Here is a 25,049-nt window from a genome sequence, read left to right on the forward strand (position 1 = left end):
CGGCGCCTCAGAGCGGAAATTTCGTCTCCGTGAGCCGCTCAGACAGGTCCCACAGCGCGTTGGCGGTGGCGGCGCGTTTAGCAAGTGGACTGCGCCCGACCGGCCGGCTGCGGCCGGCCATGCCGAAGCTCGGGCCGATGAAGCTGTTGCCCGGTAAGTCCTGCGAGGCGGCATACAGCGTTTGCCGGGCGCCGAAGTCGGCGTCGGAGGCAAACACGCGGGTACCAAATGACATCAGCGCGTCGCTGAATTTGCGACCGGTTCGCCCTTGCAGGTTGGTGCGCGAGTAACCGGGGTGGGCGGCCAGCGCACGCACCGGCGAGCCGGCAGCGTCCAGGCGCCGCTGCAGCTCGCTGGTGAACATCAGGTTGGCGAGCTTGGACTGGCCGTAGGCCACCCAGGCCGAGTAGGGCCGCGAGGTCCAGTTCAGGTCGCGAAGACTGATGTAGCCCATCCAGTGCATCAACGACGACACCGTCACCACCCGGTCGGTGAGCTTGGGCAACAACAGGTTGGTCAGCGCGAAATGACCGAGATGATTGGTGCCGATCTGGCTTTCGAAGCCGTCCGCGGTCACCGCATGCGGCACCGCCATCACACCGGCGTTGTTGATCAGGACGTCGACGGTGTCCACCCCGTCGGCGAACCGCCGCACCGAGGCCAGGTTTTGCAGGTCGAGCCGGCGCACATCGACGTCTCCGCTCATGTCCCGGGCGGCGGCATCGCCCTTTGCGGTGTTGCGCACGGCGAGGACGACCTGGGCGCCGACCCGGGCCAGCTCGCGCGCCGTCACCGCTCCGAGGCCGCTGTTGGCGCCGGTGACGATCACGGTGCGCCCGGCAAACGAGGGCAGGTCTGCGGCGGTCCACTGTGTCATGGCAAACACATTAATGCCGCGGTGCAAGAGCGCCGGCAGCTACGCTGCGGCGACGGTGAATCCGTGGATGATCGACTGGATGTCGGCCGCGTCCGGAGCGGCCTGCTCGGCCAGGCTGGTGACCGCGAGCTGGGCCAGGTAGCGCTGGCGAGCGGGCGCCGGCCCGGTGGCAATGACGATCCGGTTGTAGGTGTGCATCCGCTGGCCCTTCAGGTCGTAGCTGCCCTCGATCATCGACGACGGAAAGCCATTGAAGTTGGCGCCGGACTGGTTGAGCAGTTTGAAGTTTTCCGCGAGCGTGGCATCGGCGTTGCAGTGCCTGACCACCTCGGCGGGGTCGAAATCCCCGTTCAGCTTGAACACCGTCAGCATGGCGGTGGGAATCTTGCCGCCCTTGGCGATCATCTCGGTGGTGGTCGCGACGTTCGGCTTTTCGACCTTCGCCCAGCCCGGCGGTATCGGGATCGACACGGTCAAGTCGGTCAGCTTGTCGGGCGCCACCGCCTCCCCGGTTACCCCGCTGCTTTCCAGATACTGCGCAAACGGTACCGGCGCTTCCGTCGACGTCGCCGACGTCGCGCTTGTCGAGGTCCAAATCGCTTGGTAGTCAGGGTTTTTCGGGCCGCAGCCGACTGGCAACACGGTCAAAGCCAGGGCCATGACCGCGGCTGCGCCTAACCCGGGCCTCACAGGATTTCGCGCACCCGGTCAATCGGCCGGGCCAGCCGCGTGCCTTTCGATGTCACGACAAACGGCCTTTCGATCAGGATCGGATGTTCGGCCATGGCGTCCAGCAATTGGTCATCGCTGGCGTCGGCCAGGTTGAGCTCCGCGTACAGTAGCTCGCGTTTGCGGACTGCGCTGCGCACCTCGATCCCGGCGGCGCGGATCATGCTCACCAGCTCGGCGCGGGATGGCGGTGTCTTCAGATAATGCACGATCCGCGGCTCAACACCACTGTCGCGCAGCAAGCCCAGCGTCTTGCGCGATGTGCTGCACTTGGGATTGTGGTAGATGATGGCGTCACTTGCCATCTATGCGTCCCCGTCGAATAGCCCGGTGACCGAACCGTTTTCGAACACCGCGCGGATTGTGCTGGCCAGCAGTGGCGCGATCGACAAAACCGTGAGTTGGCCGAACCGCTTTTCCTCGCCGATCGGCAGCGTGTTGGTGACGATCACTTCGCGGGCCCCGCACGCGGCGAGCCGTTCGGAGGCGGGCTCGGACAGCACGCCGTGGGTGGCCGCGATGACCACGTCCTTGGCGCCGGCGTCGCGCAGCAGGTTGATCGCGCCGGCGATGGTGCCGCCGGTGTCGATCATGTCGTCGATCAGCACACAAGTCCGGCCGGCCACCTCGCCGACGACCCGGTTGGATACCACCTGGTTGGGCGCCCGCGGGTCGCGGGTTTTGTGGATGAAGGCCAGCGGGACGCCGCCCAGCGCGTCGGCCCACTTCTCGGCGACGCGCACCCGGCCGGAGTCGGGGGAGACCACCACCATGTTGCCTTCGGGGTAGTTGTCCTTGATGTAGCCGGTCAGCAGGTTCTGCGCGCGCATATGGTCGACGGGCCCGTCGAAAAAGCCCTGGATCTGGTCGGTGTGCAGGTCGACGCTTACGATCCGGTCGGCGCCGGCGGTCTTGAGCAGGTCGGCGACCAGCCGCGCCGAGATCGGTTCGCGGCCGCGATGCTTCTTGTCTTGGCGGGCGTAGGGGTAAAACGGCATGACGGCGGTGATCCGCTTGGCGCTGCCCCGCTTGAGCGCGTCGATCATGATCAGCTGTTCCATCAGCCAGCTGTTCACCGGCGCGGGCGCCGATTGCAGGACAAACGCGTCGCAGCCGCGCACCGACTCGTGGAAGCGCACGAAAATCTCGCCGTTGGCGAACTCCCGCGCGGTCTGTGCGGTGACGTGGACGTCGAGTTCCTTGGCCACCTGCTCGGCCAGCTCGGGATGTGCGCGGCCGGAGAACAGCATCAGGTTCTTGCGGTTATCGGTCCAGTCGTGGCTCACCGTGCCGCCCTCACCGTTTCGGGGTCGAATTAGATGTCTCATCGTAAGCGAAGTGCCGCGGCGGGCCGCCGACCGACCGTCTGGTGGGCTCACCGCGCCGAGCCGGCCTCGCGTTCTCGGGCGGCCTCTGCGGCGGCGGCCGCGGCTTCTGCGGCCGAGCTGCCCGGACGCTTGCGCGCGACCCAGCCCTCGATATTGCGTTGCCGGCCGCCGGAAACCGCCAGCGCACCCGGCGGAACATCTTCGCGCACCACCGTGCCGGCGCCGGTGTACGCGCCATCGCCGACGGTGACGGGGGCCACGAACATGGTGTCTGAGCCGGTGCGCACATGCGAGCCGACCGTGGTGCGGTGCTTCGAGGCGCCGTCGTAGTTCACGAAGACGCTGGCGGCGCCGATATTGCTGTGCTCGCCGATGTCGGCGTCGCCCACATAGGTCAAGTGCGGCACCTTGGTGCCCGTGCCGATGGTGGAGTTCTTGGTTTCGACGAATGCCCCCAACTTGCCCCCGGCGCCCAGCACGGTGCCGGGCCGCAGGTAGGTGAACGGACCGACCACCGCGCCGTCGCCGATCGAGGCGCCGGCCCCGTGCGTGCGGACCACCGACGCGCGGTCGCCGACGGCGACGTCGACCAGTGTGGTGCCCGGGCCGATCTCGCAGCAACCGCCAATGCTGGTGGCGCCGAGCAGCTGTGTCCCGGGCTGGATGACGGTGTCGCGCCCGATCGTCACGTCGACGTCGATCCAGGTGGTCAGCGGATCGATGATCGTCACCCCGGCCAGCTGGTGGGCGGCGACGATGCGACGGTTGAGCTCAGCGGCCAGCTCGGCCAGCTGCACCCGGTTGTTGACGCCGGCCACCAGCGCGCTGTCATCGACATGCCTGGCCTGCACCGCGTGCCCATCCTGCCGCACGATCGAGACGACGTCGGTCAGATACAGCTCGTGTTGGGCATTGTCGGCTGACAGTCGACTCAGCGCTGAGCGCAGCGGCGCGATGCCGAAGGCGTACACCCCGGCGTTGACCTCGCGGATTTCCTGCTGAGAGGCCGTTGCGTCAGCCTGCTCGACGATCCCGATCACTTCATGGTCCTGAGTGCGCAGTATTCGGCCGTATCCGGTCGGATCGGTCAGCGTCGTGGTCAGCATGGTGACCGCCGCGGGCCCGGAATTGTGGGTTGCGACCAAGTCGGCCAGCGTGTCGGCATCGAGCAACGGGATGTCCCCAGAGGCCACGACCACGACGCCGGCAAAATCGTCCGGCAGCGCCGACAGCCCGCACAGCACGGCGTGGCCGGTGCCGAGCTGCTGATCCTGTATCGCCACATCGACGGAACGGCCCACTGCGCGGGCTAATTCACCGACAATCTGCTCGATACGTCCGTGGTCTTGACCCAGCACCACGACCAGGTGCTGCGGCGCCATCTTGGCGATCGAATGCAGCGAATGCGCCAGCATGCTGCGGCCGGCAAGGGGATGCAGCACCTTCGGGCTGTCCGAGCGCATCCGCGTCCCAGCCCCGGCCGCCAGGATGAGGACCGCCGATTCGGCTTGCGTTCCCATCCAACCTCCTCGGCTCTGGCCGTTCCCGCCGCGAGCGTGTACCTCCAGCGTGTCATTATCCGCGCCGACGCACCAAAGCAGGTGCGGCGCCCCGAACGATGGACCATAATCAACCGATGGACCGGCGCCGAGCCGTACACGTCAACCAGTCTCCGATGGAGACACTTGCGCGGCTGCCTGCGCTCGTGTTGTTGGAGCGGATCCCGGTTCCCACCCTGGCGGTCCTGCAGGACGGCACGATCGTGTTCGCTAACTGCGCGTTCGCCGAGATGGTGGGCTGTGACGCTGAGGAGGTCGTTTCGCTGAAATTCCACGATGTTTTCTACGGCGCATCGACAACGGAATCGGCGCTCTCGGTCGTGGACGGATTGGCGAACATGGTCGTCGAATTAGCCCACAAAGACGGCTCAACGGTGCGTGCGCTGATGAACAGGTCGGCGCTGTGGCGCAGCGATGATGAGATTGCCCTGGCGACGTTCCAGGATCTGACCGAACAGCTCTGGGTTAGCGGGTGATTCCGCTGACTCCGCGCCGTTACGGCGCGGAGTCGTGGTTGAGGTGCCGCAGTGCCTCGCGGGCAAGGTACTCGCGGTAATACGACAAAGATGTATCAGTGACGATGGCGGGGAACAACAGCTCCCACATCCGGGTCAATCGCCCGACGAGGTCATTGCCGCTCTGCGTCGACTGGGACAGTATCCGGGTGCCGAACGTGGCGCCGATGATGGATTCGCTGACCGTGTTCGGGTCGAGGCCCTCTCGGAGGTCCCCTTCGGTGATTGCTCGGCTCACCTCGGCGGCCATCTCCTGCACCCAGTTGGCGTAGACGCGGGCGCGAGTGTCATTGAACTTGCCGAAGGCAAGCGTCAACTGCTCGGCCGTACGAGCCACCCTGTTGGAAGCGAACAGATCCGCAACCACGAACGACCTGTGCACCATGTTCTCCAATGCCGGCGAGAATGAGTCAGACGGGGCGCCTAGGACATCGAGGAGCAGCTTGGCGCCTTCCTCGATGATCGCCGATGCAAGCGATTCCATCGAATCGAAGTGGTGATAAAAAGCGCCCTTGGTCATGCCGGTGCGCTCGATGATCGTGCCCCGATCGGCGGCCGCATAGCCGACCTCGTTGAACACGTCGATCGCGGCGTCGAGAATCTTTCGACGTGTCGCTTCCGACCGCACCTGGCGGGCCATCGCCTATACCTCCGGAGTTACGCCTATGTGGTTAGACTCCGGACCCTTGGTGTCTCACAAGTCCTCACTAGGCGGAAAAGCCTAACAGGCAGCGGTTGGTTCCCGGTCGATCGCGGGAGGCGCGACCGCGTTGTGGTTAACGCGAACCCGCTAGCGCGGAGGTGCTGCCGACCGCGATTGCCGTGCGTCGGCCGATGAATTGCCGGAAGTAATCGATCCGCTCTGGACGCACGATGCCGGGGAGCACCAACGCCCATGCCTTCTCGAAGTCCGAGAGGAACTGCTCCGGTTCGTCGAGGCTGCTGGTCTGGCGCAGGCCCAGGTATATCGACACGAGCAGCTGCCCCACATCGTGCGGGTTGCACGCATCGAAGATGTCGCCCTCGGCGATGGCACGCTCGACGGTGCCGGCGCCGGTTTGGATCCATGCGCCTAACAGATCCATCCGGAGCCCGTCGAGCCGGCCGATCGACTCAAGCAGAGTGAATCCCGCTCGGACGGTGTCCTCGGTGATGTCCTGAATGGCTAGCTGATAGGAGAAGTCAATGAGCGTTTCCAGCCCGGAGAGCTTCCGGGCTGCCAGCTCTGCGGCCAACTCTCTGGCCTGGGCGTTCTGGTCTTCGATGACGGCCAACGCTAACGCATGCTTAGAGCGGAAGTGGAAATACATTGCGCCCTTGGTCAATTCAGCTTCCCCGAGGATGTCGTCCAGCCCGACGTTGTGGTAGGCGCGTCGAGCGAACTGGTGCGCGGCGGCATTCAAGAGCTGTTGGCGGGTCGTGTCCGCTCGTTTGTCAGGCTGGGCTGATGTCGGGCTGGTCATCGAGATGAGTCGCCTTTGGTGGTCGATCGTCCGTTATATGTACTGGTGGCACCGGGGTTCGACCGACCCGCTGACTTCGGCCGAATCGCATACATAACGCTATGCGTACGTAAGGTTACCAGCCCACTCTCGATGCGTTGCCTGTTGGCCACGCGTTTCAAAATACTATGAGTTGCGGCATACTGGTAATATCAGTTCAAAAGTATGTAATATATCCTGTCATGTGGACGGGCGGTCTGCGCAACCGGCTGGGCCCTGCTCGCGCATTCGGCCAAGGCAGAAGCGGCCGCGGCCTGTCCCCGAGCGATCCGCTAGGAGGAGCACATGTCGATCGTGACGACACAGCCTTGGCGGGATCTCCGCCTCTGATACTGCAATGGCTAATGCAATGACAGCCGCATCCGTTGCCGCAGCTGCCCCGAGGGCGGTAGCAGCCTCGGTCGGCGCGGACAATGCTCCGGCTGGCAACTACGCCGGTTCATAGATGCTCGACTACGGGGCCCTACCGCCAGAGATCAATTCCGGGCTGATGTACACCGGCCCTGGGTTGGGGCCAATGTTGGCCGTCTCCGTGGCTTGGGATGCGTTGGCCGACAACCTGTATTCGACCGCGACTTCCTATGGGTTGGCGATCTCAGACCTCACGTCATCGTGGCTCGGCCCGTCATCGACATCCATGGCGGCCGCGGCCGCCTCCTATGTGTCGTGGATAAGCGCCACGGCCGCCCAGGTTGAACAGGCGGCCGCTCAGGCCAAGGCGGCCGCGGCTGCCTACGAGGCGGCGTTCGCGATGACGGTGCCTCCGCCGGTGATTGCGGCCAACCGCGCGTTGTTGCTGATGCTGGTCGCGACGAACTTCTTCGGTCAAAACACCCCGGCAATCATGGCCACTGAGGCGCAGTACATCGAGATGTGGGCACAGGATGCCGCGGCGATGTACGGCTATGCCGGCGCGTCTTCGGCTGCAGCGACGTTGACACCGTTCACGACTCCGCTGCCGACCACCAACTCGGGCGGGTTGGCGGGGCTGGCCGCCGCGGTCACGCAAGGCGCCGGCACGTCGGCAGGCACAGGCTTGCAGGTCGTGTCACCGCTAACCTCTGCGGTGTCGACACCGCTGAGTTCTGTGTTGTCCACGCCGCTGACCTCTGCGGCGATGCCCAGCGCATTGGAGGGGCTCGCGTCGGCGGCGACCTCGGTTTCGTCAACAACGTCGCCGCTGGCGACCATGACGTCGTCGTCGACGGCGTTAGCCTCGGGGACGAGCCTGGTGTCAGGGGCCGCCTCGTCTGCATCGATGTCTACGTCGGGCATCTCGATGCTCGGCTCGGCGGGTTCGCTTATGAACCCGATTGGGTCGACGACCAGCACCTTCGGCAAGGGATTCCAGGCGTTCGGATCCGTGCTGAGCAGCGGCCGGGGATCCGGAGCAGGTGCCGTGGGCTCACCCGGAATGGGCGAAGCCGCCGTGACCGCGGGTGTGGGTCGGGCGGCCTCGCTCGGCGTGTTGTCGGTGCCGCAGGGGTGGACCTCTGCCGCTCCGGCATTCAGCCAGGTCGCCTCGGCGATACCGGCCGCCAGCGGGCTGGGGGCCACGTCGCCGGTCGTGCCGGGCGGGCCCGCAGCCCCGTTCGGTGCTCCGATGGCGAACGCGGCCGAGAGCGGAGGCAGGAGTTCTCCGCTGGCTGCCCGCTACTATTTCCGTCCCGCCATGGTGCAACGCCCGGTCTACGCCGGTTGAGCAAGGGGCCGTTACCCCAGTGGTGACTGTCCCGGCGGGTTGTCGGATTAGGCGCCTTGCTGGACGCACGTCGCGGCCGTGAAGACACCGCGTCTGCGTACCCGGCCCTGCCGCGCATTTGCTGTGCTCCCTCGACTGTCTGCCTGACGTCCGCATTGAGGCCCAGCGGGTAGTTAGCTGATCTTGCGTGAACCGCGCCGGCCCTTGGTTGTCCTTGAAGTTCCCGCAATGTGCTGGCTGCCACTCGGGCCTAACGCGAGAGGAAATACCTTAAGTGGACAGAAAAGCTTAACAACATCTAAAAAGTATGTATGATGCCTTTCATGCTGATCACCGGTTTGTGCGTTCGCCATGCCAGGGTCGGCTGAAGTGATGTATACGGCCACTGAAGTCGCAGGTGTGATGATCGTCGACATCGATCCGCACCGCGACGACCGCGGTTTCTTCTCGCGTTCGTTCTGTTCCGACGAATTCGGCACTCACGGGTTGATTTCGGCTGTCGCGCAGACGAACATCTCCTACAACTACGCCCGCGGGACGCTTCGAGGCCTGCATCGTCAGGGACCTCCGTACGCCGAGGCCAAGTTGGTGCGCTGCACGCGCGGCGCGATTGTCGACGTCGCGGTCGACGTCCGACCCGAGTCGCGTACCTACGGCGAGCACGTCATGGTGCAGCTCAGCGCTGACAACCGTCGGGCCCTGTTCTTACCGCCTTATGTCGCACATGGCTTTCAAACGTTGGCTGACAACACCGAAGTCCTCTGCCAGGTCAGCGGTTCCTACGCACCTGCCAGTGAGCAGGGCTTCCGTTGGGATGACCCGAAATTCGGCATCGCATGGCCGTTGCGGGTCGCCGTCATTTCCGAGGAAGACTCCAGCTGGCCGCTCTTGGCGCCGGTCGCGAGCGCGGCGTCATGATGATGGGCGTCGATAAATTGCTGGCCGAACGGGCGGTCCGAGGCGATCCGGTGCGCGTCGCGATGGCCGGGTGTGGGTTCATGGGCCGCGGCCTAGTCAATCTGATCGTTAATTGTGATGGCGGAATGACGCTGGCCGCGATCGCCGTGCGCAGCCCCGACAAAGCGTTCAAAGCGCTGATCGACGCCGGTGTCGGTGATGCGATCGCTGCGGAAGGCGCACCGGCGCCGAAGCAGGCGATCCGACAAGGCGTTACAGCAGTCACCGGGGATTTCCACGCGATCACCCAAACGGGGGGCGTCGACGTCGTGATCGACGTAACGGGAGCGGTCGAATTCGGCTGTCATCTTGCCCGGGACTGCGTTGCCGGACGCAAGCATCTGGTCTTGATGAACGCCGAGCTCGACGCAACCGTAGGCGCCGAGTTGGGGCGGCTGGCCGACGCAGCAGGTGTTGTGCTCACCGGATGCGACGGCGATCAGCCTGGCGCGCGACTCATTGTTACGACGTCGACGAATTACGCGCCCTCGGCGGCGCCGTCGACTATGTGGTGCACGCCAAACCAAATCCGGAAATCTATTGCCTCGGGACACATGATGATCCGAAGCAACAGCACTACCTCGAACTGTACCAGCCGGGAACAGGCCCGTTGTACGGCTTCTACATCCCGTATCGCCTCTGCCATTTCGAAGTCCCGATGACCGCGGCGCGGGCGGTGCTGATGGGCGACACGGCCAATCTGTGCTGCGCCTCGAGCAATTGGCCGTTTAGGCCGAGCCATGACCCACGACCGCTCGAGAAATCAGGCTTAGCATGACAACGTCACTTTCTAGGTCGGTTCCCACCCGAAACGGTCAGTCGCCAGTCACCGTGCGACCGGCCCCGACATATAACGCCAACACCGCCCCGCGCTGGCATCACCAGTATTCGAGACGTTTGCGTATAACCGATTCGCTGATCGTCTGCGGATCGGTCGCGCTCGCCCAGTACATCCGGTTCGGCGATTCCCCGTATACCTCAGGTTACCGGGGTGAAGTGATGACGCTGTTTTCCGTTCTGTTCGCCGCACTGTGGCTGTCGTCAATCGCAATGTTTCACGCTCGATCGATCCGTGTCATCGGCGCGGGGATCGAGGAATATCGGCGCATAGTCAGCGCGTCAGTCTGGACTTTCGGAATCATCGCGATGGCAACTCTTCTCGCCAGAATCTTCCTGGCGCGCGGCTATCTGGCGGTTGCACTTCCGGTCGGCACACTCGGATTACTGGTAAGCCGCCGCTTATGGCGTTCCTACATCGCTGGTAAGCGAGCACATGGCAAATGCCAGACGAGGGTTTTGGCAATCGGGGACCGCAAGGGGGTTTCCCAGCTTGCGCAGGAACTGACCCGCAATCCCCGAGACGGCTACGTTGTGGTCGGGGCCGGCATTCCTGGTTACGGGCCATCCCGCGATAAGACGCTTCTGGTCCACGGCCGGGAGATCCCGATTCTCGGCGACGAGACCCACGCGCTCGCCGCAATCAGTCGCTCCGGCGCGGACACGGTGGCATTGACCGGGGCGGAACGTTTTGGTGCACAGGGGATTAGGCAGCTGATGTGGCGGCTGGAAACCATGGATGTCGACCTTGTGGTCGCTCCCGGCGTAATGGACGTCGCGGAAGGACGGCTGACGCTGCGGCCGGTCGCGGGCTTCCCGTTGCTCCACGTCGAAAAACCGCAATATGAGGGGGCCAAGTGCTTTCAGAAGCGTGCCTTCGACTTCTGTTTCGCGCTGGCCGCCCTCATCGGAACATCACCGTTGCTCATCGCATCGGCTATCGCTATCAAACTCACGAGCAAGGGACCTGTCTTTTACCCCTCTGAGCGTATCGGCCTCGATGGGAAGCCCTTCACGATGATTAAATTCCGAACGATGGCGCAAGATGCGGACAGCCAAATTGAGAGCGTGCTGCATCTGAATGAAAGCCAGGGCGGGATGCTCTTCAAAATACGGGACGATCCCCGGATCACAACCGTGGGCAGGATACTTCGCAGATTTAGCATCGATGAGTTGCCGCAATTCCTCAACGTGCTGAAGCAGGATATGAGCGTCGTCGGGCCACGGCCGCCGCTGCGGCGAGAAGTGGTGAAGTACAACGGAGATGTCAAGCGTAGGCTATTGGTCAAACCGGGCATTACCGGATTATGGCAAGTAAATGGCCGTTCAGACCTTCCGTGGGATGAATCAGTACGCCTAGATTTGTCTTATGTCGACAATTGGTCGATGGCCAATGACCTCTTGCTCATCGCCAAGACGCTTAAAGCCGTCGTAGTCAGCGACGGGGCATATTGATGATCGGGATTGGGTCGACGGTAGCAGCGGCGCCTCGCTGCGTCGGAGGCAGGTGATCGCGTGACTCGCGCGTCGGACCGGGCCTATCTGAAACGCCCGGACCGCGGTGTGCCCCCGCCGCGGTCCGGGCCCCTCCGCTGGTCGTGGCGTTCGTGACGTACCGGTGCCGTGCCGGCACGACCGCGCAGCCGCCTGTGTTACCGATACGTGTCTACGAAAACAGCTGTCGCGCACGGGGTGCGAAGTGACACGCGGCGAAAGCGGTAACGTACCAATGGCGGCGGCCCGGTTGCGTCGCCGCTTATGCGACGCAGACCGACTGCTTGGCATCTTAGACCTCGGTGCGACTCTGCCGTGCGAAAAGTTCCTCACCGTCGACGAACTCGATCTACCCGAACTGACGTTCCCGCCCCACCTGCGGCTGTGCGAGCTTCTTACCTTGGATCGACCAGATCTGGTGCTGGCGCTGCCCTGGAACCTGGAAACCGAACTCACCGATCAGCTGAGCTACATCGCCGACTGGGGCGGTCAACTCGTGTTTTCTCTTCCGAGCCTGCACGATGCGACGCCGTTGGCATCCAACCACATTGGGATGGTGCTGTCATGAGTGTCTGCCGGGGCCCTGGCGGCACTTATCTGCGTAATGTGTCCGCAGCAGACGACTTTCGAGTCCAGATTGGCCCGATGGAAGCGGCTTTGACCAGCGCCGCATTCGCGAACACCGGCCTGACATGGTGATCGCAGAATCGGTCCCCGATCCACGCTGGATCGCACTGGCTGGCCGGGCGCCGCGTGTTCAGCTGGTGCACGACGAACGCCGAGATGACGGCCGGCATCGACAAGTCTTCGCACGCGCCGTATTCGACAGGTGGGGCGCCCACTCGGCGGCTACCGTGACCTACAGCAATTACGCCGCAATAGCTGTCCCTACGCGGCGCGACGTGGTTGGCGCCCAGCTGAATGTGGCGCCGCTATGCAGCGACCTGGATCCGATGCTGGTTCCTCCGTTCGTCGGTCCCGACGGGCGGCACGATTTTGTTGTGGCCGGACGGCTCGGGGTCGACGACGTCGACGGGCGGGCTGCCGCTTTCGATGATCTGTCCGATCCGCTCACCGCGACCTTGCGCGGGGGAGCGGCGGCGCGTCACTACGCGGACTGCTTCGCTGTCGATCGCGCCGTGGACGGTCTTTTGGAGGTGCTCACCGAGGTGGGTCGTTGAATCGGCAAAGCAAAAGTAGGAATCGGGCTTGGGACAGTGAGATGGCTATGAGGATATCCACCGGAGGGGATCACGCGGGACGCCCCGCAGCGTTAAGCGCCGAGTATTCGCAATTGACCGGCGATTCATCCTCGAAGTCAACCAAATTGGGATACGGCGTGCCGGCGCCGCAGCCGATAGAACTCACGGCTACAACTGAGGATCTGCTCACTCTGCTCTCTCGCTCTCGCCCGAGACCATCGACAGTCGCGGATCAAACGGTCAGCCGGGTTATTCGGCTTAGCCTGCTGCGTGTCGAGAAAGGACCGAACGCGGCGGTTTTGAAGGTTGCCCGCGGCCTGCCTGGAGCTGAGGAACTGCGCACGCAGCGCCGCGTGCTCGCCGAAATCGCCAGCCACCCTGGACTCGACGAAAAATGGCGCGAACTGCTGCCGAGGATCCTGGCATTCGACGAGCGCACCGACGCAGCCGTGTCCGTCGAGTCCTACCGGCCCGGAATAGATCTGGCCGAGGTGCTGGCGCACTACCCCAACCGTGTCGAGGAGCTGACCGCTACGGCCCTGCGGGCCATCGCACCGCTGCACCAGGCGACTGCCAGGTTCATTGTCGTCGACAACGCCTGCTTGTTTAGACAATGCGTCTTCGAACCGGTGTCGGATCTGACGCACATCTGCCGGCGGCTGGATCCCCACCTGGTTCCGCAGCTGGACCGGCTAGAAACGATGTTGGGGCGGGCGCTCGTTGGCCGGCGTATGCCGGTGAGCTGGACGCACGGCGACTACACACCCGGCAACATTCGGGTCGCCGGGATGGAGGGCCCGGTCAACAGCATCGTCGGCTGGGGCGGGGCGCAGTGGGACAGGCCGGCGCTGATCGACGAGTACCTCATGATCTTGACGGCGAGCTGTCAGGTGGAGCGAGCCAATCTGGGCGCAGTCGTCAGCGAGCGACTACGGGCGGGCGGCCTCGCAGAATCCGAGCGGAATGCGCTACGTGCCGCATGCGGCCAGTCGGGCATCGACGTTGGCGACCGTGAACGCGTCGGCGAGCGCCTGGCCGTTTTGCTTGCCTGGCTGCACCATGCTGCCGCGTTTTGGCGCAAGCGTGCCACCCAGCCAAATGACCAGATCTGGTGGCGCACCAACGTGACTCCGGTGCTCGAGACCGTCGCTGCGTGGCGCGGATTTGATGTTTCAAGCGGGCGGCCAGGCGCAAGCAGTGCACCGATAGCCACCTCACCGCACGTCGAGGACGCGGAGCCGGCCCGAGGAAACGAGGCCGATGGCTGACCTTGCACTCCGTCGGCAGTCCACCCTCAAACTTCGAGATAGCTGGTAATGCGCGCCCGCGTCACCGGCGCTGCCGGATTCATCGGTTCCACCTTGTCGACTATCGGAGCCGCCGATGCGGTGACCCGCCGCGTGCGAGCGGCCAGGTGACCCATGCAAACGCGCAGGCTGGTCGGAAGCGGTTTTTCGCGGTCACGCAGGGGCGCGCGGTCCGCACCTAATGGCAGGTGCCGGTTGCATGGATACTTTAACCCCTAGAGAAGACCTTATATCTGTGATTAACCTTGAATTACGCCAAATAGTATGTAAAATCCCCTCTAGACATATCAGCGGTATCTACCGATCGTGCCAGGCGCCGCGGGTAGTTGCGGGGCCTGCTTCCGCTAGGAGGAGCACATGTCGTTTGTGACCACGCAGCCAGAGTTGTTGACGGAGGCGGCGGGCAACTTGCAGGGCATCGGTGCTGCGATGACAGCCGGAAATGCGGCCGCTGCGGCTCCCACCACCGGGGTGGTTCCCGCCGCCGCCGACGAGGTATCCGCGCTGACCGCGGCGCAGTTCGCTGCACACGCCGAGATGTACCAGGCGATCAGCGCTCAAGCCGCGGCGATTCACGAGATGTTCGTGAGCGCGCTGGGTATCAGCGCCGGATCGTATGCGGCCACCGAGGCCGCCAATGCGGCCGCGGCCCTCTAAGCAGCTGAAGGATCAGCGATGGATTTCGGGGCGTTACCGCCAGAGGTCAACTCCGCGCGGATGTATTCGGGGCCAGGATCGGCGCCGATGCTGGCCGCCGCGAGCGCGTGGGACACGCTGGCCGCCGAATTGCAGTCTGGGGCATCGTCTTACGGCTCGGTGATCTCGGAGTTGACCAGCGAATGGCAGGGCCCGTCGTCGGCATTTATGGAGGACGCCGCGGCGCCCTACGTGGAGTGGCTGACTGCCGCCGCCGGGCAAGCTGAGCAGACGGCCGCCCAGGCGAGGGCTGCGGCAAGCGCCTATCAGGTGGCGTTGACAGCGATGGTGCCGCTGCCGGAGATCGCGGCCAACCGCACTCAATTGGCGGCGCTCACCGCGACCAACGTTTTTGGCCAAAACACCCCCGCGATTGCCACGACCGAGGCTCAGTACGGCGAAATGTGGGCCCAGGACGCTACCGCGATGTACGGCTATGCCGGCAGCTCGGCGGCCGCTTCGCGTGTCACGCCGTTCGCGGCGCCGCCGTCGACAACTAACCCGTCCGGCGCCGCCGGTCAGTCCGCTGCCGTCGCGCAGGCAGCCGGCACAGCGACTGGCACGGGCGTGCAGTCAACGCTGTCGCAGCTGCTCTCCTCAGTTCCCACGTCGCTACAGAGCCTCGCGTCGCCGGCTGCGTCGTCGACGTCGTCGACGTCGTTGTCGACGTTGTTTTCCGGCCTCCTGAACGGCCTTGGTCTGACTTCTTCCTCCGGGTCCACCACAGGGATAGCGGGGCTTGGGTCCACGACGGGCAGCTTCTTGGAAAGTCTGGCTATTTTGCCCTTCTCCTACACGGGGTTTTTTGCCCTGTTTATGGGGCTCGACGCCTTGCAGCCCCTTATTGGTACGCCGATGAACGTCGCGCTCACCCAAGCAATGACCCCCGTCGCCGCCGCCGCCGGGGGCGCGGCGGCTGCGGCCCCGGCGGCGGCCGCGGGCCTGGGGGCTGCCGGGGGGTTGGGCGGTTTTGCAGGCTTGGGCGCGTTAGGGGGAGTAGGCGCAGCGGCTTCAGTCGGCGCGTTGTCGGTGCCGCCGAGCTGGGGCCTGGCCGCGACACCGGCGTTGCTCGGTGGCATGCCGTTGGCGTCGGCGCTGCCCGGCCTCAGTCCGCTCGCGGGAGGTGGGTTGCCGCTGGCGGCTGGCCTGCCGATGTTCCCACCCGGGGCAGGGCGGGTCGCAGGGGCCGCCGCCGCAGCGGGCGTCGGCGGCGCAGTTGCTTCCAAATACGGGCCGCGCCTCAGGGTGCTGACGCGCTCGCCAGGGGCCGGCTACTCAGCGGTCCCCATGGCGCCAGCCGGGACGTATGCGGCCCCGCCCGGAATGCCGTCGCCGCCCGGATACACGCCGGCCATCGTGTATCTGCCGACTAACGGCAACGGCAACGGACATGGGCCTCATTGATGCGAACGAGCAGGGAGTGGCATTCGTTTCGTTGGGTCACATCGATCGGAAATTTCAGATCAGCATCACATAAGGGGACAGGATCATGCCGACGCGTTTTATGACTGACCCGCACGAGATGCGGGCGATGGCAGGACGTTTCGATGTGCACGCTCAGACGGTGGAGGACGAGGCCCGCAAGATGTGGGCATCCTCGCAGAACATCGCCGGCGCCGGCTGGAGTGGGACGGCCCAGATGACGTCGTACGACACCATGGGCCAGATGAACCAGGCCTTCCGCAACATCGTCAACATGCTCCACGGTGTGCGCGACGGTTTGATCCGCGACGCCAACAACTACGAAACCCAAGAGCAGGCCTCCCAACAGATCCTGTCCAGCTAGCCCAACGCCGAAAGCCATTTAGGAGAACGTCGAAATGTCGATCAACTACCAGTTCGGCGACGTGGATGCCCACGGCGCCCTGATTCGCGCCCAGGCCGCCTCGCTGGAAGCTGAGCACCAGGCCATCGTGCGCGATGTGCTGGCCGCCGGTGACTTCTGGGGCGGTGCGGGTTCGGTGGCCTGCCAGGAATTCATCACCCAGTTGGGCCGCAACTTCCAGGTCATCTACGAACAAGCCAACGCCCACGGCCAAAAGGTGCAAACCGCCGGCAACAACATGTACTCCACCGACAGCGCCGTCGGCTCCAGCTGGGCCTGACGCGAAATGTTAATCGTGCGATCCCGCGAGCCGGCCCGTCCCAGGTGGGCTGACCGGGGAAGCCTCGCTGCCACAGGCGATTTCGCGCACTTGGCTGGGGTATCTCAGCCAGCGCGAGCCGGATTCACCCGCGCACAACTAGCGCATCAGGATTCACAAGACAGGGGATGCAGGGGCGCGAGGCCGCCTTCGACGCGCGGAGACGGTGACGGCACATGAGCGCTGTCCCGATAGAGGTAGTCGAGCGTGGGGAAAGTCGCTGCTTCACCAGCGACAACACCGCCGGTGGCGCACCCGAGGTCATCGCAGCGCTTGCAGCGGCAGCCTGCGGGCAGGCGCCGCCCTATGGCACCGACAGTTGGACTTTGAGCGCCCGACGCCGCTTCAGCGAGATCTTTGATTGCGACGTCGACCTGCTTCCCGTTTCCACCGGCTCGGCGGCGAACGCATTGAGCTTGGCCGCGCTGACCCCACCATGGGGCAGCGTGTTATGCCACCGCGACAGCCACATCAACAACGACGAGTGCGGCGCACCGGAGTTCTTCACAGGGGGCGCCAAACTCGTTGCCCTGGGCGGGGAAAACGCCAAGATCGACGCCGACGAGCTGCAGGCCGCAGTACACCGCAAGGTCGGAGACGTGCACAGCGTGCAACCCTCCGTGTTGGGCCTCACCCAGGCGACCGAGACTGGCGCGGTATACAGCCCCGCCGAGATCAAACACCTGGCCTGCATTGCCAAGCAGGCGGGCCTGCGCGTTCACATGGATGGCGCCCGCCTCGCCAACGCCGTCGCCGCATTGGGCTGCCACCCCGCCGAGCTGACCTGGAGCGCCGGCGTGGACGTGCTGTCCTTCGGCGCCATCAAGAACGGGAGCATCACCGCCGACGCGATCGTCGTCTTCGACCGCTCGTTGACCACCGAGCTCAGCTTCCGGGCGAAGCGGGCCGGACAACTCGCCGCCAAGATGCGTTTCGCCGCCGCCCAACTCGACGCCTACCTCGCCGACGATCTGTGGCTGCGCAATGCCCGGCACGCCAATGCCATGACCGCGCGGCTCGAAGAGGGGCTGAAGTCCATTTCCGGCACTCGCCTTGCGGGCACGCCAGAGGCGAACATCATCTTCTGCCGCCTGCCCCAGCAGGTCATCGACGGACTTCTGGACCAGGGTTTCGGCTTTTACCACGGCCGTTGGGAGCCAGGTGTCGTCCGTTTCGTCACCTCTTTTGCCACCACGACCCACGATGTCGACGAGCTGATACACGCGGTCCGCCGACTCACCGCGGCCGCGATCGAGGAAAGCCGGTCTAAACGGGCTCGAACGCAGAGATCAGCCGGCGGCCGCCGATCCGAGCTGGCGCGTATCGGACGCGTCCGATGATCGAGCTGGCCATCGTGGGGCTCGGCGCATGGGGTCTGTGCGTCCTGGAGCGGACGGTGAACCGGGCCCGGCGGGTAGGGACGCCGGTGCGGGTGCACGTGATCGAGCCCGCTCAGCTCGGCGGCGGGGTTTACTCCGCCGAGCAACCCGACTTCCTGGTGCTCAACAACGCCTGCGGTCAGCTCTCCCTCTACGTCGCCCCCGACGGGGACGCCCTACCCCCCTACGCCGTAGGCCTGTACCAGTGGGCGGTGGCATGCGGCTACCGCTGGGTCGGCTACGAGTGCCGCATCGGCGCCGGGGGGGACCCCATCCTGCCCACCGACTACCTGCCTCGGCGATTGATGGGCGAGTATCTGGGCTGGTTCTACAACACGCTGGTGGACTACGCCCCGCCCAACCTCGAGATCGTCCGGCATTACGCGGCGGCTGTCGACATCTCACCGGCGCTGGCGGGACGGGAGGCGGTGCTGCTCGACAACGGCACCACCCTCGCCGTCGACCATGTGGTGCTGACCTCGGGGCACACCTGGAACCATGAGCGCGAGGGCGACGGGGGCGTGCACTACCTGCAGCCCTACCCCATCGAGTGCCTCGAGCAGAGCGCTCCGGCCGGATCCTCGCTGGCCGTGGCCGGCATGGGCCTGGTCGGCTTCGACGTCCTCGCCGCCCTCACCATCGGACGAGGCGGGACCTTCGAGGACCGGTGTGACCGAGCCGACCGCAAGCGGTACGTGCCCTCGGGCCGGGAGCCGACCATCACCCTCTACTCGCGTTCGGGCGCGCCGTACTGCGCCAAGTCGGCCACCGGCGTCGACCCCTGCGGCCAGTACCAGCCCGTGGTGTGCACCCCCGAGGAGTTCGCGGCGCTGACAAATCCGGGCGGGTCGCCGGTGCGGCGCCATGTGGACTTCCGGGCCGAGCTTCTCCCGCTCGTCTTCGCCGAGATGCAGGCGCGCTACTACATACAAGCCGCCTTGCTGGCCGGGGGCGACGTCGAGTCGACCGAGGTCCGCACGGTCCTCCGCCAAGGCTGGGTCGACGGACACTACGAGAAGGTCGTCGACGGTCTCGAGCCGCGCTACGGCCGCTTCGACCCGGCCACTCACCTCTTCGCCGGGTCGGACTGCTACTACCTGTCGGCCACCGACTACCAGGGCCAGGTCTACGACATGATCGAGGACGACCTCACCGCGGCCCTGCAACCCGGGGGGAGCCCGGTCAAGGCGGCCCAGGAGGTGCTGCGCATCCTCCGGGACCAGCTGCGTTCGGTCATCGAGTTCGGTGGTCTCTCCCTCGACTCCTACGTCGAGTTCCAGTCCAACGTCCGGGGCCGCATCAACCGCCTGGAGGCGGGCGTGCCACCTATGCGCTCCCAGCAGCTGCTGGCGCTGCTCGACGCCGGAGTGGTGCGCATCCCGCTCGGACCTAACCCGGAGTTGGCCTCCTGCCCCGACGGCGTCCGCCTGAGCTCCACGGCCCTCGACGAGCCGACGGCCGTGACGGTCGACAGGGCGCTGCGGGGCTATCTCGACATGCCCTCGCTGGCCCGGTCGGGCTCGCCCCTGCTCAACCGTCTCTATGCCAAGGGAAGGTTGACCCAGCTCAGCTACGGTGACACGCCAGTCGGCAGCGTGGCCATCAATGAGGACTTCCACCCCTACGACACCGAGGGCCGGCTCCAGCCCAACCTGTCCTTGCTGGGCGTGCTGACTGAGGGGGTGCGCTACTTCACCCACTACCTGCCCTCGCCCCGCAGCCGCCTCCGGGCTGTCTACGACGCCCACGACTGCGTCGAGGCCGTGATCGGCTGAGCACATGATGCATTCCACGACCGGAAGGGCGCGGCCGCTGGTGGCGGTGCGCTACGGGCCGCGTTGCGTGCCGGTGATGCAGCTGGCCGAAGCGGCCGCCGGCCTCTGCGACCTGCTATGGATCATCGACACGGCCGTGCCGGGGATGGCCGAGATGGCCGATCTCCTCAACCGGTTCGGCCCCATCGTCGACCTCGAGGGCATGAGTGCCGAGGAGGCGGTCAAGACCCTGGCCGACTGGGAGCCCCACGGCATGACCACCTACCTCGATGCCGGCATGGTCGAACTGGCCCGTATGGCCGAAAAGCTGGGTCTGCCCTTCCACAGCCCGGCGACCGCCGCCGCCCTCACCGATAAGGCCCGCCAGCGGCGGGCCCTGGCCGACGCTGGCCTCGACATTCCCCCCTGCCACCTCGTTCGCCCCGGCCAGTCCGAGCCCGAGCTCTCGACCGTCGAGGCCGAGGTGGGGTGGCCCGCGATCCTCAAGCCCCGCTCGGCCCAGGGCAGCCGCTGCACCTTCCTGGTCCGCGACTGTGCCGAGCTCGAGAAGCTGCTCGACGCCCTCGGCCCCGGTCGTCCCGGCATGGTCCTCGAGGGTTACCTGCCCGACGATCCGGCCCGGGTCGGCGGCCCCTACGCCGGCTACGTGTCGGTCGAGAGCGTGGTGGCCGACGGCGCCATCAGCCACCTGGCCCTGACCGGCCGCTTCCCGCCGGCCGAAAACTTCCGTGAGACCGGGTTCTTCATCCCCGCCGCCCTCGACGCCGCGAGCCGCTCGGCCGTCCTGGACCTGGCCACCCGGGCCATCGACGCCCTCGGGGTGCGCACCGGGTGCCTGCACACCGAGGTCAAGTTCACACCCGACGGACCCCGCATCATCGAGGTCAACGGACGGCTGGGCGGGGGTGTGCCCGAGATGCTGGAGCGGGCCGCCGGCGTCAGCCTGTTAGACCTCACCCTGCGGGTGGCCCTGGGCGAGCCGGTGTCCATCGACGGGCCCGTGGCCACGGACCGCATCGGCTACCGCTTCTTCCTCCAGCCGCCGACAGTCTCGGCCACGGTGACGGCCATCGAGGGCATCAACGACTTCAGCGACCACGCCGGGGTGGACACGGTGAGCGTCCACCAGCGCCCGGGGGCCGCCCTCGACTGGCGGGACGGCTCCGGCAACCACATCGTGGCCGTGGTCGGCTCGACCGACGACGAGAAGCAGTTGCAGGCGGCCTACCGGCTCCTCCACCAGGAGGTCACGGTCACCTACACCGACGTGAGGCATTGAGCGATGGGCGTTCGACTGGCCGGGGCCCTCGACCCGGGGACGGCGCGGGACGGGGCCGAGGGACCCGTGGGGTGGACGTGCGCCCTGGTCAACAACATGCCCGACGCCGCCTTCGGCGCCACCGAGCGACAGTTCGTGGGCCTTCTGGACGCCGGGTCCGGGTGTGAGACGGTCGTCCTGACCCGCTACACCATGGCCGGGGTGCCACGGGGCGAGCGGATCCGGGCCCGTATCGCCGCCATGTACCGTCCCCTCGAGGATCTCGCCTCGGACCCCCCCGACCTGCTGGTGGTGACCGGCTCCAACCCGATCGAATCCCGCATCCAGGACGAGCCCTACTGGTCGGATCTGGGCGGTCTGCTGCGGTGGGCGAGTGACAACGTGCCGGCCATGGTGCTGTCCTGCCTGTCGGCCCACGCCGCCCTGGCTGTCTTCGACGGCGTCGAACGGGTTACCCTGCCGGTCAAGTGCACGGGCGTCTTCGCCCAGCAGACCGACCCGACTCACCCTCTGACCGCCGGGTTCGACGGTCCCGTCGTGCTGCCGCACTCGCGGCTCAACGCTGTGCCAGTCGAGGCGGTGGCCGCCGCTGGCTACGCGGTGGCCCTGCAATCAGAAGAGGCGGGGTGGAGCGTGGTCACGAGGACGGTGGGCCGGTCCGAGGTCGTGCTGGTTCAGGCCCACCCCGAGTACGATCCCTCGAGCCTGGTGCGCGAGTACAGCCGGGACGTGCGCCGCTACGCCGGCCACGAGCGCGACGAACTGCCCTGCCTGCCCCTGGACTGCGTGGCCGGCCCGGACCGGGACGGGCTCCGCCGGCTACACGAGCGAGTGGTGGGCGGCGAGCGGGATCCAGCCCTGGTGGCCGCGTTCCCCTTCGACGAAGTCGGCGCCCGCGCCCCCTGGCCGTGGCGGGGCGCGGCCCTGGCTCTGTACGCCAACCTGTTGGACGCCATCCCGAATAGGCTGTTGGGCACCCTCCAGAAGAGGAGCGCCTGAGGCCATGCACGACGAGACCATCGCCATCCACGGCGGCTACACACCCGACGGGACGCGGGCCGTGGCCGTGCCCATCTACCAGACGGTGGCCCACGACTTCATCAACGCCGCCCACGCCGGTGCCGTGCTCGACCTGGAGACGCCCGGCTTCCACTACAACCGGCTCAACAACCCAACCCTCGACGTCCTCGAGCAGCGCATCTGCGCCCTCGAAGGGGGGACGGCGGCCCTGGCGGTGGCTTCGGGCATGGCCGCCGTCAGCTACGCCATCCTGACGGTGGCCAGTGCCGGCTCGAACTTCGTGGTGGCCCCCCAGCTCTACGGGGCCACCTTCACCTACTTCGCCCACGTACTGCCCACCCTGGGCATCGAGGCCCGCTTCGCCGGCGACGACCGAGCCGAGTCGATCGCCCCGCTCATCGACGAGAACACCCGCGCCGTCTTCTGCGAGACCATCGGCAACCCGGCCGGCAACATCGTGGACCTCGAGGCCGTGGCCGCTGTGGCCCATGCCGCCGGCGTCCCCCTCATCGTGGACAATACGGTGGCCACGCCGCTCGTGCTCAAGCCCTTCGAGCACGGGGCCGATGTGGTCGTCCACTCGCTGACCAAGTTCGTGGGCGGCCACGGCACCACCCTCGGTGGGGCCATCGTGGACGGCGGCCGGTTCCCGTGGGCCGACCATCCCGACCGCTTCCCCATGTTCAACCAGCCCGAGCCCGCCTTCCACGGCGTCGTGTTCGCCCGCGACTTCCCCGAGCGGCCCTTCACCGTGCGGGCCCGCTCCACGCAGCTGCGCAACAGCGGCGCCACCCTATCCCCCTTCAACGCCTTCCTGCTCCTGCAGGGCCTCGAGACGATGGCCGTGCGGCTCGAGCGCCACGAAGCCAACGCCCGGGCCGTGGCCGACTACCTGGCCACCGATCCCCGGGTGGCCTGGGTGAGCTTCGCCGGCTTCCCCGACCATCCGTATCACCACCTGGTCGAGCGCTACCTGCACGGGCGCGTGCCGTCCATCGTCACCTTTGGGGCCGAGGGGGGCTATGAGGCGGGACTGGCCTTCTTCGATGGACTCCAGCTCGTCAAGCGGCTGCTGAATCTGGGGGACGCCAAGACCCTGGCCATCCATCCGGCCTCCACCACCCACCGCCAGCTGTCCGACGAGGAGCTGGTGAAGGCCGGTATCCGGCCGGAGACGATCCGCCTGTCCATCGGGATCGAGCACATCGACGACATCATCGACGACATCGACCAGGCCCTGGACAAGGCAACGGCCGGCCGCTAGATCATTTGGCGTCGAACTGCTTCGACTTTCCAGACCACAGTCGGTCTATGGAGCTGACCTCGTGCACAACGACTTCCGACTCCGGCCCGCCGTGCCGGCGGAGCACGTCGATGAGGTCCGTCCGCAGATGCTGGAGGTCGCTTGAACCGTCGGTCACCACGGACAGGTCGACACCATGCTGCGTCTTGCCTACGAAGAAGTCGGCGACGCCGGGGGCGGCAAGCACTGTCTGCTCGAAGGCGGCCCGGGGCACCCGAGCACCGTTTTCGTACTCGAAGGCTCCGTCGATCCGACCGTTGACCGCGGTGATGCGGCGATGAGCACACCCACACGGACACGGCTCGTCGGACATCGTCACCGCGTCGACGAGGTCGTAGCGGATCAGCGGCTGCGTCAGGTTGAACAGGTTGGTCAACAGCAGCCGCTTCGCAGGTTGCCCGTAGGGCACGACGTTGCCATCGGCATCCGCCGGCTCGAGAATGACCAGATCGTCGGCGACGTGCATGCCTTCTCCGACGCCGCATGGAAAGGCATAGGTCCCCTCTGAGCAGCCCCAGAACTCCGAAGTCTCGATCCCCCATGCGGACCGAATGGCCTCTCGCACGGCCGGGGTGCAGACCTCGCCCGCGACACTGACCCAGGTCGGTTTTATGGTGAGTCGTCCTGCGATCGCCTCTAAAGCTAGCTCCCGGATGAGGCTCGGCCACGCTTGGAGCGCCTGCACCGCGGGACGCGCGTTGTTGAGGTCGTCGACAATCTCGTCCAGGGGTTGCGTGCCGCCGGAGCAGTGCGCTGCCGGCCCTCCGCTTTCAAAAGTGCTGAAGGCGTGAAATATCCCCGACTCATGCCGAGTGCTGGTGGCGAAAACCTGCGCCAGCACCGCGTCCGGGTCTTCGCCGCGTCGCCCGGTCCAGCGGGAGCCCTGCATCACGAAGGTGACAAACGCGTCCCAGCCGTAGACATGGAGTGCTTCGGTTCCGATATACCCAGACGTGACGATTGCCCGGTACTCGTCGTCCAGGTACGCGTCTCCGTTCGACTGATCGAGGTGTTGTTGGATCCGGCCAAGAGTTAACCCGGGGACCGTGAGCACCCGGTCGAACTGCGCCATCATCTCGGCTCTGGTCAGGACCGGCAGAGAGGGGAGGTCGGCCTCGGTGAAGTTCGCCAGATCGCGGCCTGCCAGTCGCTCCCGCCAGAACGGCGAACGATCGGCGGCGTGCACCAGCAGCTCCCGAAGCCGCCGTTCGCGTTCTGCGGCGAGACGCCCTGCGTCCCAACGCAGCCGGCGCACCCCCTTCAAGTACGCATCTTGCAATTCGGCACGCTGGCGCCGGACCAGCTGCTCGTAATGCCCCTCCAGCGTGGCGCTGGTTACTAAGGTTTGCACCTAACCGATAGTACCCTAATTGGCCTAAGTTCATACAATTAGTAGCCAAAAAGCTGGTTACACTAGCGTTCGGTTTGTTTCTGGTGTGAGGTT

Annotated in this window: 24 protein-coding genes and 2 pseudogenes; 18 read left to right on the forward strand and 8 right to left on the reverse strand. The window is 65.9% G+C overall.

Features of this window, described 5'->3' with window-relative positions; translation table 11 throughout:
• Positions 1 to 7: 7 nt before the first annotated feature.
• The 5 genes from M5I08_RS07610 to glmU form a co-directional block, all read right to left on the reverse strand.
• Positions 8 to 877, reverse strand: a complete 870-nt coding sequence (locus tag M5I08_RS07610; RefSeq protein WP_219067699.1) for an oxidoreductase — start codon at positions 875 to 877, stop codon at positions 8 to 10.
• Between the two features lie 39 nt (positions 878 to 916).
• Positions 917 to 1,537 (reverse strand): LpqN/LpqT family lipoprotein, encoded by a 621-nt coding sequence (locus M5I08_RS07615; protein WP_219067698.1) that lies wholly within the window; start codon positions 1,535 to 1,537, stop codon positions 917 to 919.
• Between the two features lie 26 nt (positions 1,538 to 1,563).
• Positions 1,564 to 1,911, reverse strand: a complete 348-nt coding sequence (gene arsC / locus M5I08_RS07620; protein ID WP_219067697.1) for an arsenate reductase (glutaredoxin) — start codon at positions 1,909 to 1,911, stop codon at positions 1,564 to 1,566.
• Positions 1,912 to 2,892, reverse strand: a complete 981-nt coding sequence (locus M5I08_RS07625) for a ribose-phosphate diphosphokinase (protein WP_219067696.1) — start codon at positions 2,890 to 2,892, stop codon at positions 1,912 to 1,914. It lies immediately after the preceding gene.
• Positions 2,893 to 2,981: 89 nt separating this feature from the next.
• The gene (glmU, locus tag M5I08_RS07630; protein ID WP_219067695.1) at positions 2,982 to 4,454 is read right to left on the reverse strand and encodes a bifunctional UDP-N-acetylglucosamine diphosphorylase/glucosamine-1-phosphate N-acetyltransferase GlmU; all 1,473 of its coding nucleotides are present in this window, start codon (positions 4,452 to 4,454) and stop codon (positions 2,982 to 2,984) included.
• 155 nt (positions 4,455 to 4,609) lie between these two features.
• On the opposite strand from glmU, the gene M5I08_RS07635 reads away from it, so the two are divergent.
• The gene (locus tag M5I08_RS07635) at positions 4,610 to 4,969 is read left to right on the forward strand and encodes a PAS domain S-box protein (protein WP_219067712.1); all 360 of its coding nucleotides are present in this window, start codon (positions 4,610 to 4,612) and stop codon (positions 4,967 to 4,969) included.
• Between the two features lie 19 nt (positions 4,970 to 4,988).
• Here the strand turns inward: M5I08_RS07635 and M5I08_RS07640 are convergent, their stop codons facing one another.
• Both M5I08_RS07640 and M5I08_RS07645 read right to left on the reverse strand, forming a co-directional pair.
• A complete protein-coding gene (locus M5I08_RS07640) occupies positions 4,989 to 5,648 on the reverse strand; it encodes a ScbR family autoregulator-binding transcription factor (protein WP_219067694.1) in 660 nt (219 codons plus the stop codon).
• 136 nt (positions 5,649 to 5,784) lie between these two features.
• Positions 5,785 to 6,471, reverse strand: a complete 687-nt coding sequence (locus M5I08_RS07645) for a TetR family transcriptional regulator (protein WP_219067693.1) — start codon at positions 6,469 to 6,471, stop codon at positions 5,785 to 5,787.
• 484 nt (positions 6,472 to 6,955) lie between these two features.
• Here M5I08_RS07645 and M5I08_RS26300 point away from each other — a divergent pair, with 484 nt between their 5' ends.
• The 17 genes and pseudogenes from M5I08_RS26300 (at position 6,956) to M5I08_RS07735 (ending at position 23,566) form a co-directional block, all read left to right on the forward strand.
• Positions 6,956 to 8,212 carry a PPE family protein gene (locus M5I08_RS26300; RefSeq protein ID WP_219067692.1) on the forward strand — a complete coding sequence of 419 codons (1,257 nt, stop codon included), beginning with the start codon at positions 6,956 to 6,958 and terminating at the stop codon, positions 8,210 to 8,212.
• Positions 8,213 to 8,581: 369 nt separating this feature from the next.
• On the forward strand, positions 8,582 to 9,130 hold the full coding sequence (gene rfbC / locus M5I08_RS07660) for a dTDP-4-dehydrorhamnose 3,5-epimerase (protein ID WP_219067691.1): 549 nt from the start codon (positions 8,582 to 8,584) through the stop codon (positions 9,128 to 9,130).
• A 125-nt stretch (positions 9,131 to 9,255) separates the two neighbouring features.
• A pseudogene (locus M5I08_RS27270) lies at positions 9,256 to 9,525 on the forward strand (hypothetical protein); the annotation flags it as partial.
• A 71-nt stretch (positions 9,526 to 9,596) separates the two neighbouring features.
• Positions 9,597 to 9,947 carry a hypothetical protein gene (locus tag M5I08_RS26625; protein ID WP_370328592.1) on the forward strand — a complete coding sequence of 117 codons (351 nt, stop codon included), beginning with the start codon at positions 9,597 to 9,599 and terminating at the stop codon, positions 9,945 to 9,947.
• Entirely contained in the window at positions 9,944 to 11,461 is a 1,518-nt protein-coding gene (locus M5I08_RS07670; protein WP_219067689.1) for a sugar transferase, read from the forward strand. The genes M5I08_RS26625 and M5I08_RS07670 overlap by 4 nt, the downstream gene beginning before the upstream one ends.
• A gap of 244 nt (positions 11,462 to 11,705) precedes the next feature.
• Positions 11,706 to 12,068: a hypothetical protein gene (locus tag M5I08_RS26630; RefSeq protein WP_370328593.1), complete on the forward strand. Its 363-nt coding sequence runs from the start codon at positions 11,706 to 11,708 to the stop codon at positions 12,066 to 12,068.
• Between the two features lie 97 nt (positions 12,069 to 12,165).
• Positions 12,166 to 12,681: pseudogene (locus tag M5I08_RS07685) on the forward strand (hypothetical protein); the annotation flags it as partial.
• A gap of 320 nt (positions 12,682 to 13,001) precedes the next feature.
• Entirely contained in the window at positions 13,002 to 13,970 is a 969-nt protein-coding gene (locus tag M5I08_RS07690) for a phosphotransferase family protein (protein WP_219067687.1), read from the forward strand.
• Positions 13,971 to 14,366: 396 nt separating this feature from the next.
• Complete coding sequence (locus M5I08_RS07695; RefSeq protein ID WP_219067686.1) at positions 14,367 to 14,666, forward strand: PE family protein; 300 nt, start codon at positions 14,367 to 14,369, stop codon at positions 14,664 to 14,666.
• Between the two features lie 18 nt (positions 14,667 to 14,684).
• Positions 14,685 to 16,109: a PPE family protein gene (locus M5I08_RS07700; protein WP_219067685.1), complete on the forward strand. Its 1,425-nt coding sequence runs from the start codon at positions 14,685 to 14,687 to the stop codon at positions 16,107 to 16,109.
• Positions 16,110 to 16,194: 85 nt separating this feature from the next.
• The gene (locus M5I08_RS07705; protein WP_219067684.1) at positions 16,195 to 16,491 is read left to right on the forward strand and encodes a WXG100 family type VII secretion target; all 297 of its coding nucleotides are present in this window, start codon (positions 16,195 to 16,197) and stop codon (positions 16,489 to 16,491) included.
• Between the two features lie 34 nt (positions 16,492 to 16,525).
• A complete protein-coding gene (locus tag M5I08_RS07710; protein WP_219067683.1) occupies positions 16,526 to 16,810 on the forward strand; it encodes a WXG100 family type VII secretion target in 285 nt (94 codons plus the stop codon).
• 215 nt (positions 16,811 to 17,025) lie between these two features.
• The gene (locus M5I08_RS07715; protein WP_219067682.1) at positions 17,026 to 18,189 is read left to right on the forward strand and encodes a threonine aldolase family protein; all 1,164 of its coding nucleotides are present in this window, start codon (positions 17,026 to 17,028) and stop codon (positions 18,187 to 18,189) included.
• Positions 18,186 to 20,003 (forward strand): FAD/NAD(P)-binding protein, encoded by a 1,818-nt coding sequence (locus M5I08_RS07720; RefSeq protein ID WP_219067681.1) that lies wholly within the window; start codon positions 18,186 to 18,188, stop codon positions 20,001 to 20,003. Before M5I08_RS07715 ends, M5I08_RS07720 begins: the two co-directional genes overlap by 4 nt.
• A gap of 4 nt (positions 20,004 to 20,007) precedes the next feature.
• Entirely contained in the window at positions 20,008 to 21,282 is a 1,275-nt protein-coding gene (locus M5I08_RS07725) for an ATP-grasp domain-containing protein (RefSeq protein ID WP_249763186.1), read from the forward strand.
• 3 nt (positions 21,283 to 21,285) lie between these two features.
• Positions 21,286 to 22,281, forward strand: coding sequence for a homoserine O-acetyltransferase/O-succinyltransferase family protein (locus M5I08_RS07730; RefSeq protein ID WP_219067679.1), 996 nt, complete (start codon positions 21,286 to 21,288; stop codon positions 22,279 to 22,281).
• Positions 22,282 to 22,285: 4 nt separating this feature from the next.
• Positions 22,286 to 23,566, forward strand: coding sequence for an O-acetylhomoserine aminocarboxypropyltransferase/cysteine synthase family protein (locus M5I08_RS07735; protein ID WP_219067678.1), 1,281 nt, complete (start codon positions 22,286 to 22,288; stop codon positions 23,564 to 23,566).
• A 1-nt stretch (position 23,567) separates the two neighbouring features.
• Here the strand turns inward: M5I08_RS07735 and M5I08_RS07740 are convergent, their stop codons facing one another.
• Positions 23,568 to 24,956: a phenylacetate--CoA ligase family protein gene (locus tag M5I08_RS07740; RefSeq protein WP_219067677.1), complete on the reverse strand. Its 1,389-nt coding sequence runs from the start codon at positions 24,954 to 24,956 to the stop codon at positions 23,568 to 23,570.
• Positions 24,957 to 25,049: the final 93 nt, after the last annotated feature.

This window comes from Candidatus Mycobacterium methanotrophicum, assembly GCF_023515995.1.
Taxonomy (GTDB): domain Bacteria; phylum Actinomycetota; class Actinomycetes; order Mycobacteriales; family Mycobacteriaceae; genus Mycobacterium; species Mycobacterium methanotrophicum.

What these genes read in the sequence shown, in the direction of transcription:
- M5I08_RS07610 (WP_219067699.1), bottom strand. Translation starts at nt 877, where the DNA reads ATGACACAGTGGACCGCCGCAGACCTGCCCTCGTTTGCCGGGCGCACC.
- M5I08_RS07615 (WP_219067698.1), bottom strand. Translation starts at nt 1,537, where the DNA reads ATGGCCCTGGCTTTGACCGTGTTGCCAGTCGGCTGCGGCCCGAAAAAC.
- arsC (WP_219067697.1), bottom strand. Translation starts at nt 1,911, where the DNA reads ATGGCAAGTGACGCCATCATCTACCACAATCCCAAGTGCAGCACATCG.
- glmU (WP_219067695.1), bottom strand. Translation starts at nt 4,454, where the DNA reads ATGGGAACGCAAGCCGAATCGGCGGTCCTCATCCTGGCGGCCGGGGCT.
- M5I08_RS07635 (WP_219067712.1), top strand. Translation starts at nt 4,610, where the DNA reads ATGGAGACACTTGCGCGGCTGCCTGCGCTCGTGTTGTTGGAGCGGATC.
- M5I08_RS07640 (WP_219067694.1), bottom strand. Translation starts at nt 5,648, where the DNA reads ATGGCCCGCCAGGTGCGGTCGGAAGCGACACGTCGAAAGATTCTCGAC.
- M5I08_RS07645 (WP_219067693.1), bottom strand. Translation starts at nt 6,471, where the DNA reads ATGACCAGCCCGACATCAGCCCAGCCTGACAAACGAGCGGACACGACC.
- M5I08_RS26300 (WP_219067692.1), top strand. Translation starts at nt 6,956, where the DNA reads ATGCTCGACTACGGGGCCCTACCGCCAGAGATCAATTCCGGGCTGATG.
- M5I08_RS26625 (WP_370328592.1), top strand. Translation starts at nt 9,597, where the DNA reads ATGCGACGGCGATCAGCCTGGCGCGCGACTCATTGTTACGACGTCGAC.
- M5I08_RS07670 (WP_219067689.1), top strand. Translation starts at nt 9,944, where the DNA reads ATGACAACGTCACTTTCTAGGTCGGTTCCCACCCGAAACGGTCAGTCG.
- M5I08_RS07695 (WP_219067686.1), top strand. Translation starts at nt 14,367, where the DNA reads ATGTCGTTTGTGACCACGCAGCCAGAGTTGTTGACGGAGGCGGCGGGC.
- M5I08_RS07700 (WP_219067685.1), top strand. Translation starts at nt 14,685, where the DNA reads ATGGATTTCGGGGCGTTACCGCCAGAGGTCAACTCCGCGCGGATGTAT.
- M5I08_RS07705 (WP_219067684.1), top strand. Translation starts at nt 16,195, where the DNA reads ATGCCGACGCGTTTTATGACTGACCCGCACGAGATGCGGGCGATGGCA.
- M5I08_RS07710 (WP_219067683.1), top strand. Translation starts at nt 16,526, where the DNA reads ATGTCGATCAACTACCAGTTCGGCGACGTGGATGCCCACGGCGCCCTG.
- M5I08_RS07715 (WP_219067682.1), top strand. Translation starts at nt 17,026, where the DNA reads ATGAGCGCTGTCCCGATAGAGGTAGTCGAGCGTGGGGAAAGTCGCTGC.
- M5I08_RS07720 (WP_219067681.1), top strand. Translation starts at nt 18,186, where the DNA reads ATGATCGAGCTGGCCATCGTGGGGCTCGGCGCATGGGGTCTGTGCGTC.
- M5I08_RS07725 (WP_249763186.1), top strand. Translation starts at nt 20,008, where the DNA reads ATGATGCATTCCACGACCGGAAGGGCGCGGCCGCTGGTGGCGGTGCGC.
- M5I08_RS07730 (WP_219067679.1), top strand. Translation starts at nt 21,286, where the DNA reads ATGGGCGTTCGACTGGCCGGGGCCCTCGACCCGGGGACGGCGCGGGAC.
- M5I08_RS07735 (WP_219067678.1), top strand. Translation starts at nt 22,286, where the DNA reads ATGCACGACGAGACCATCGCCATCCACGGCGGCTACACACCCGACGGG.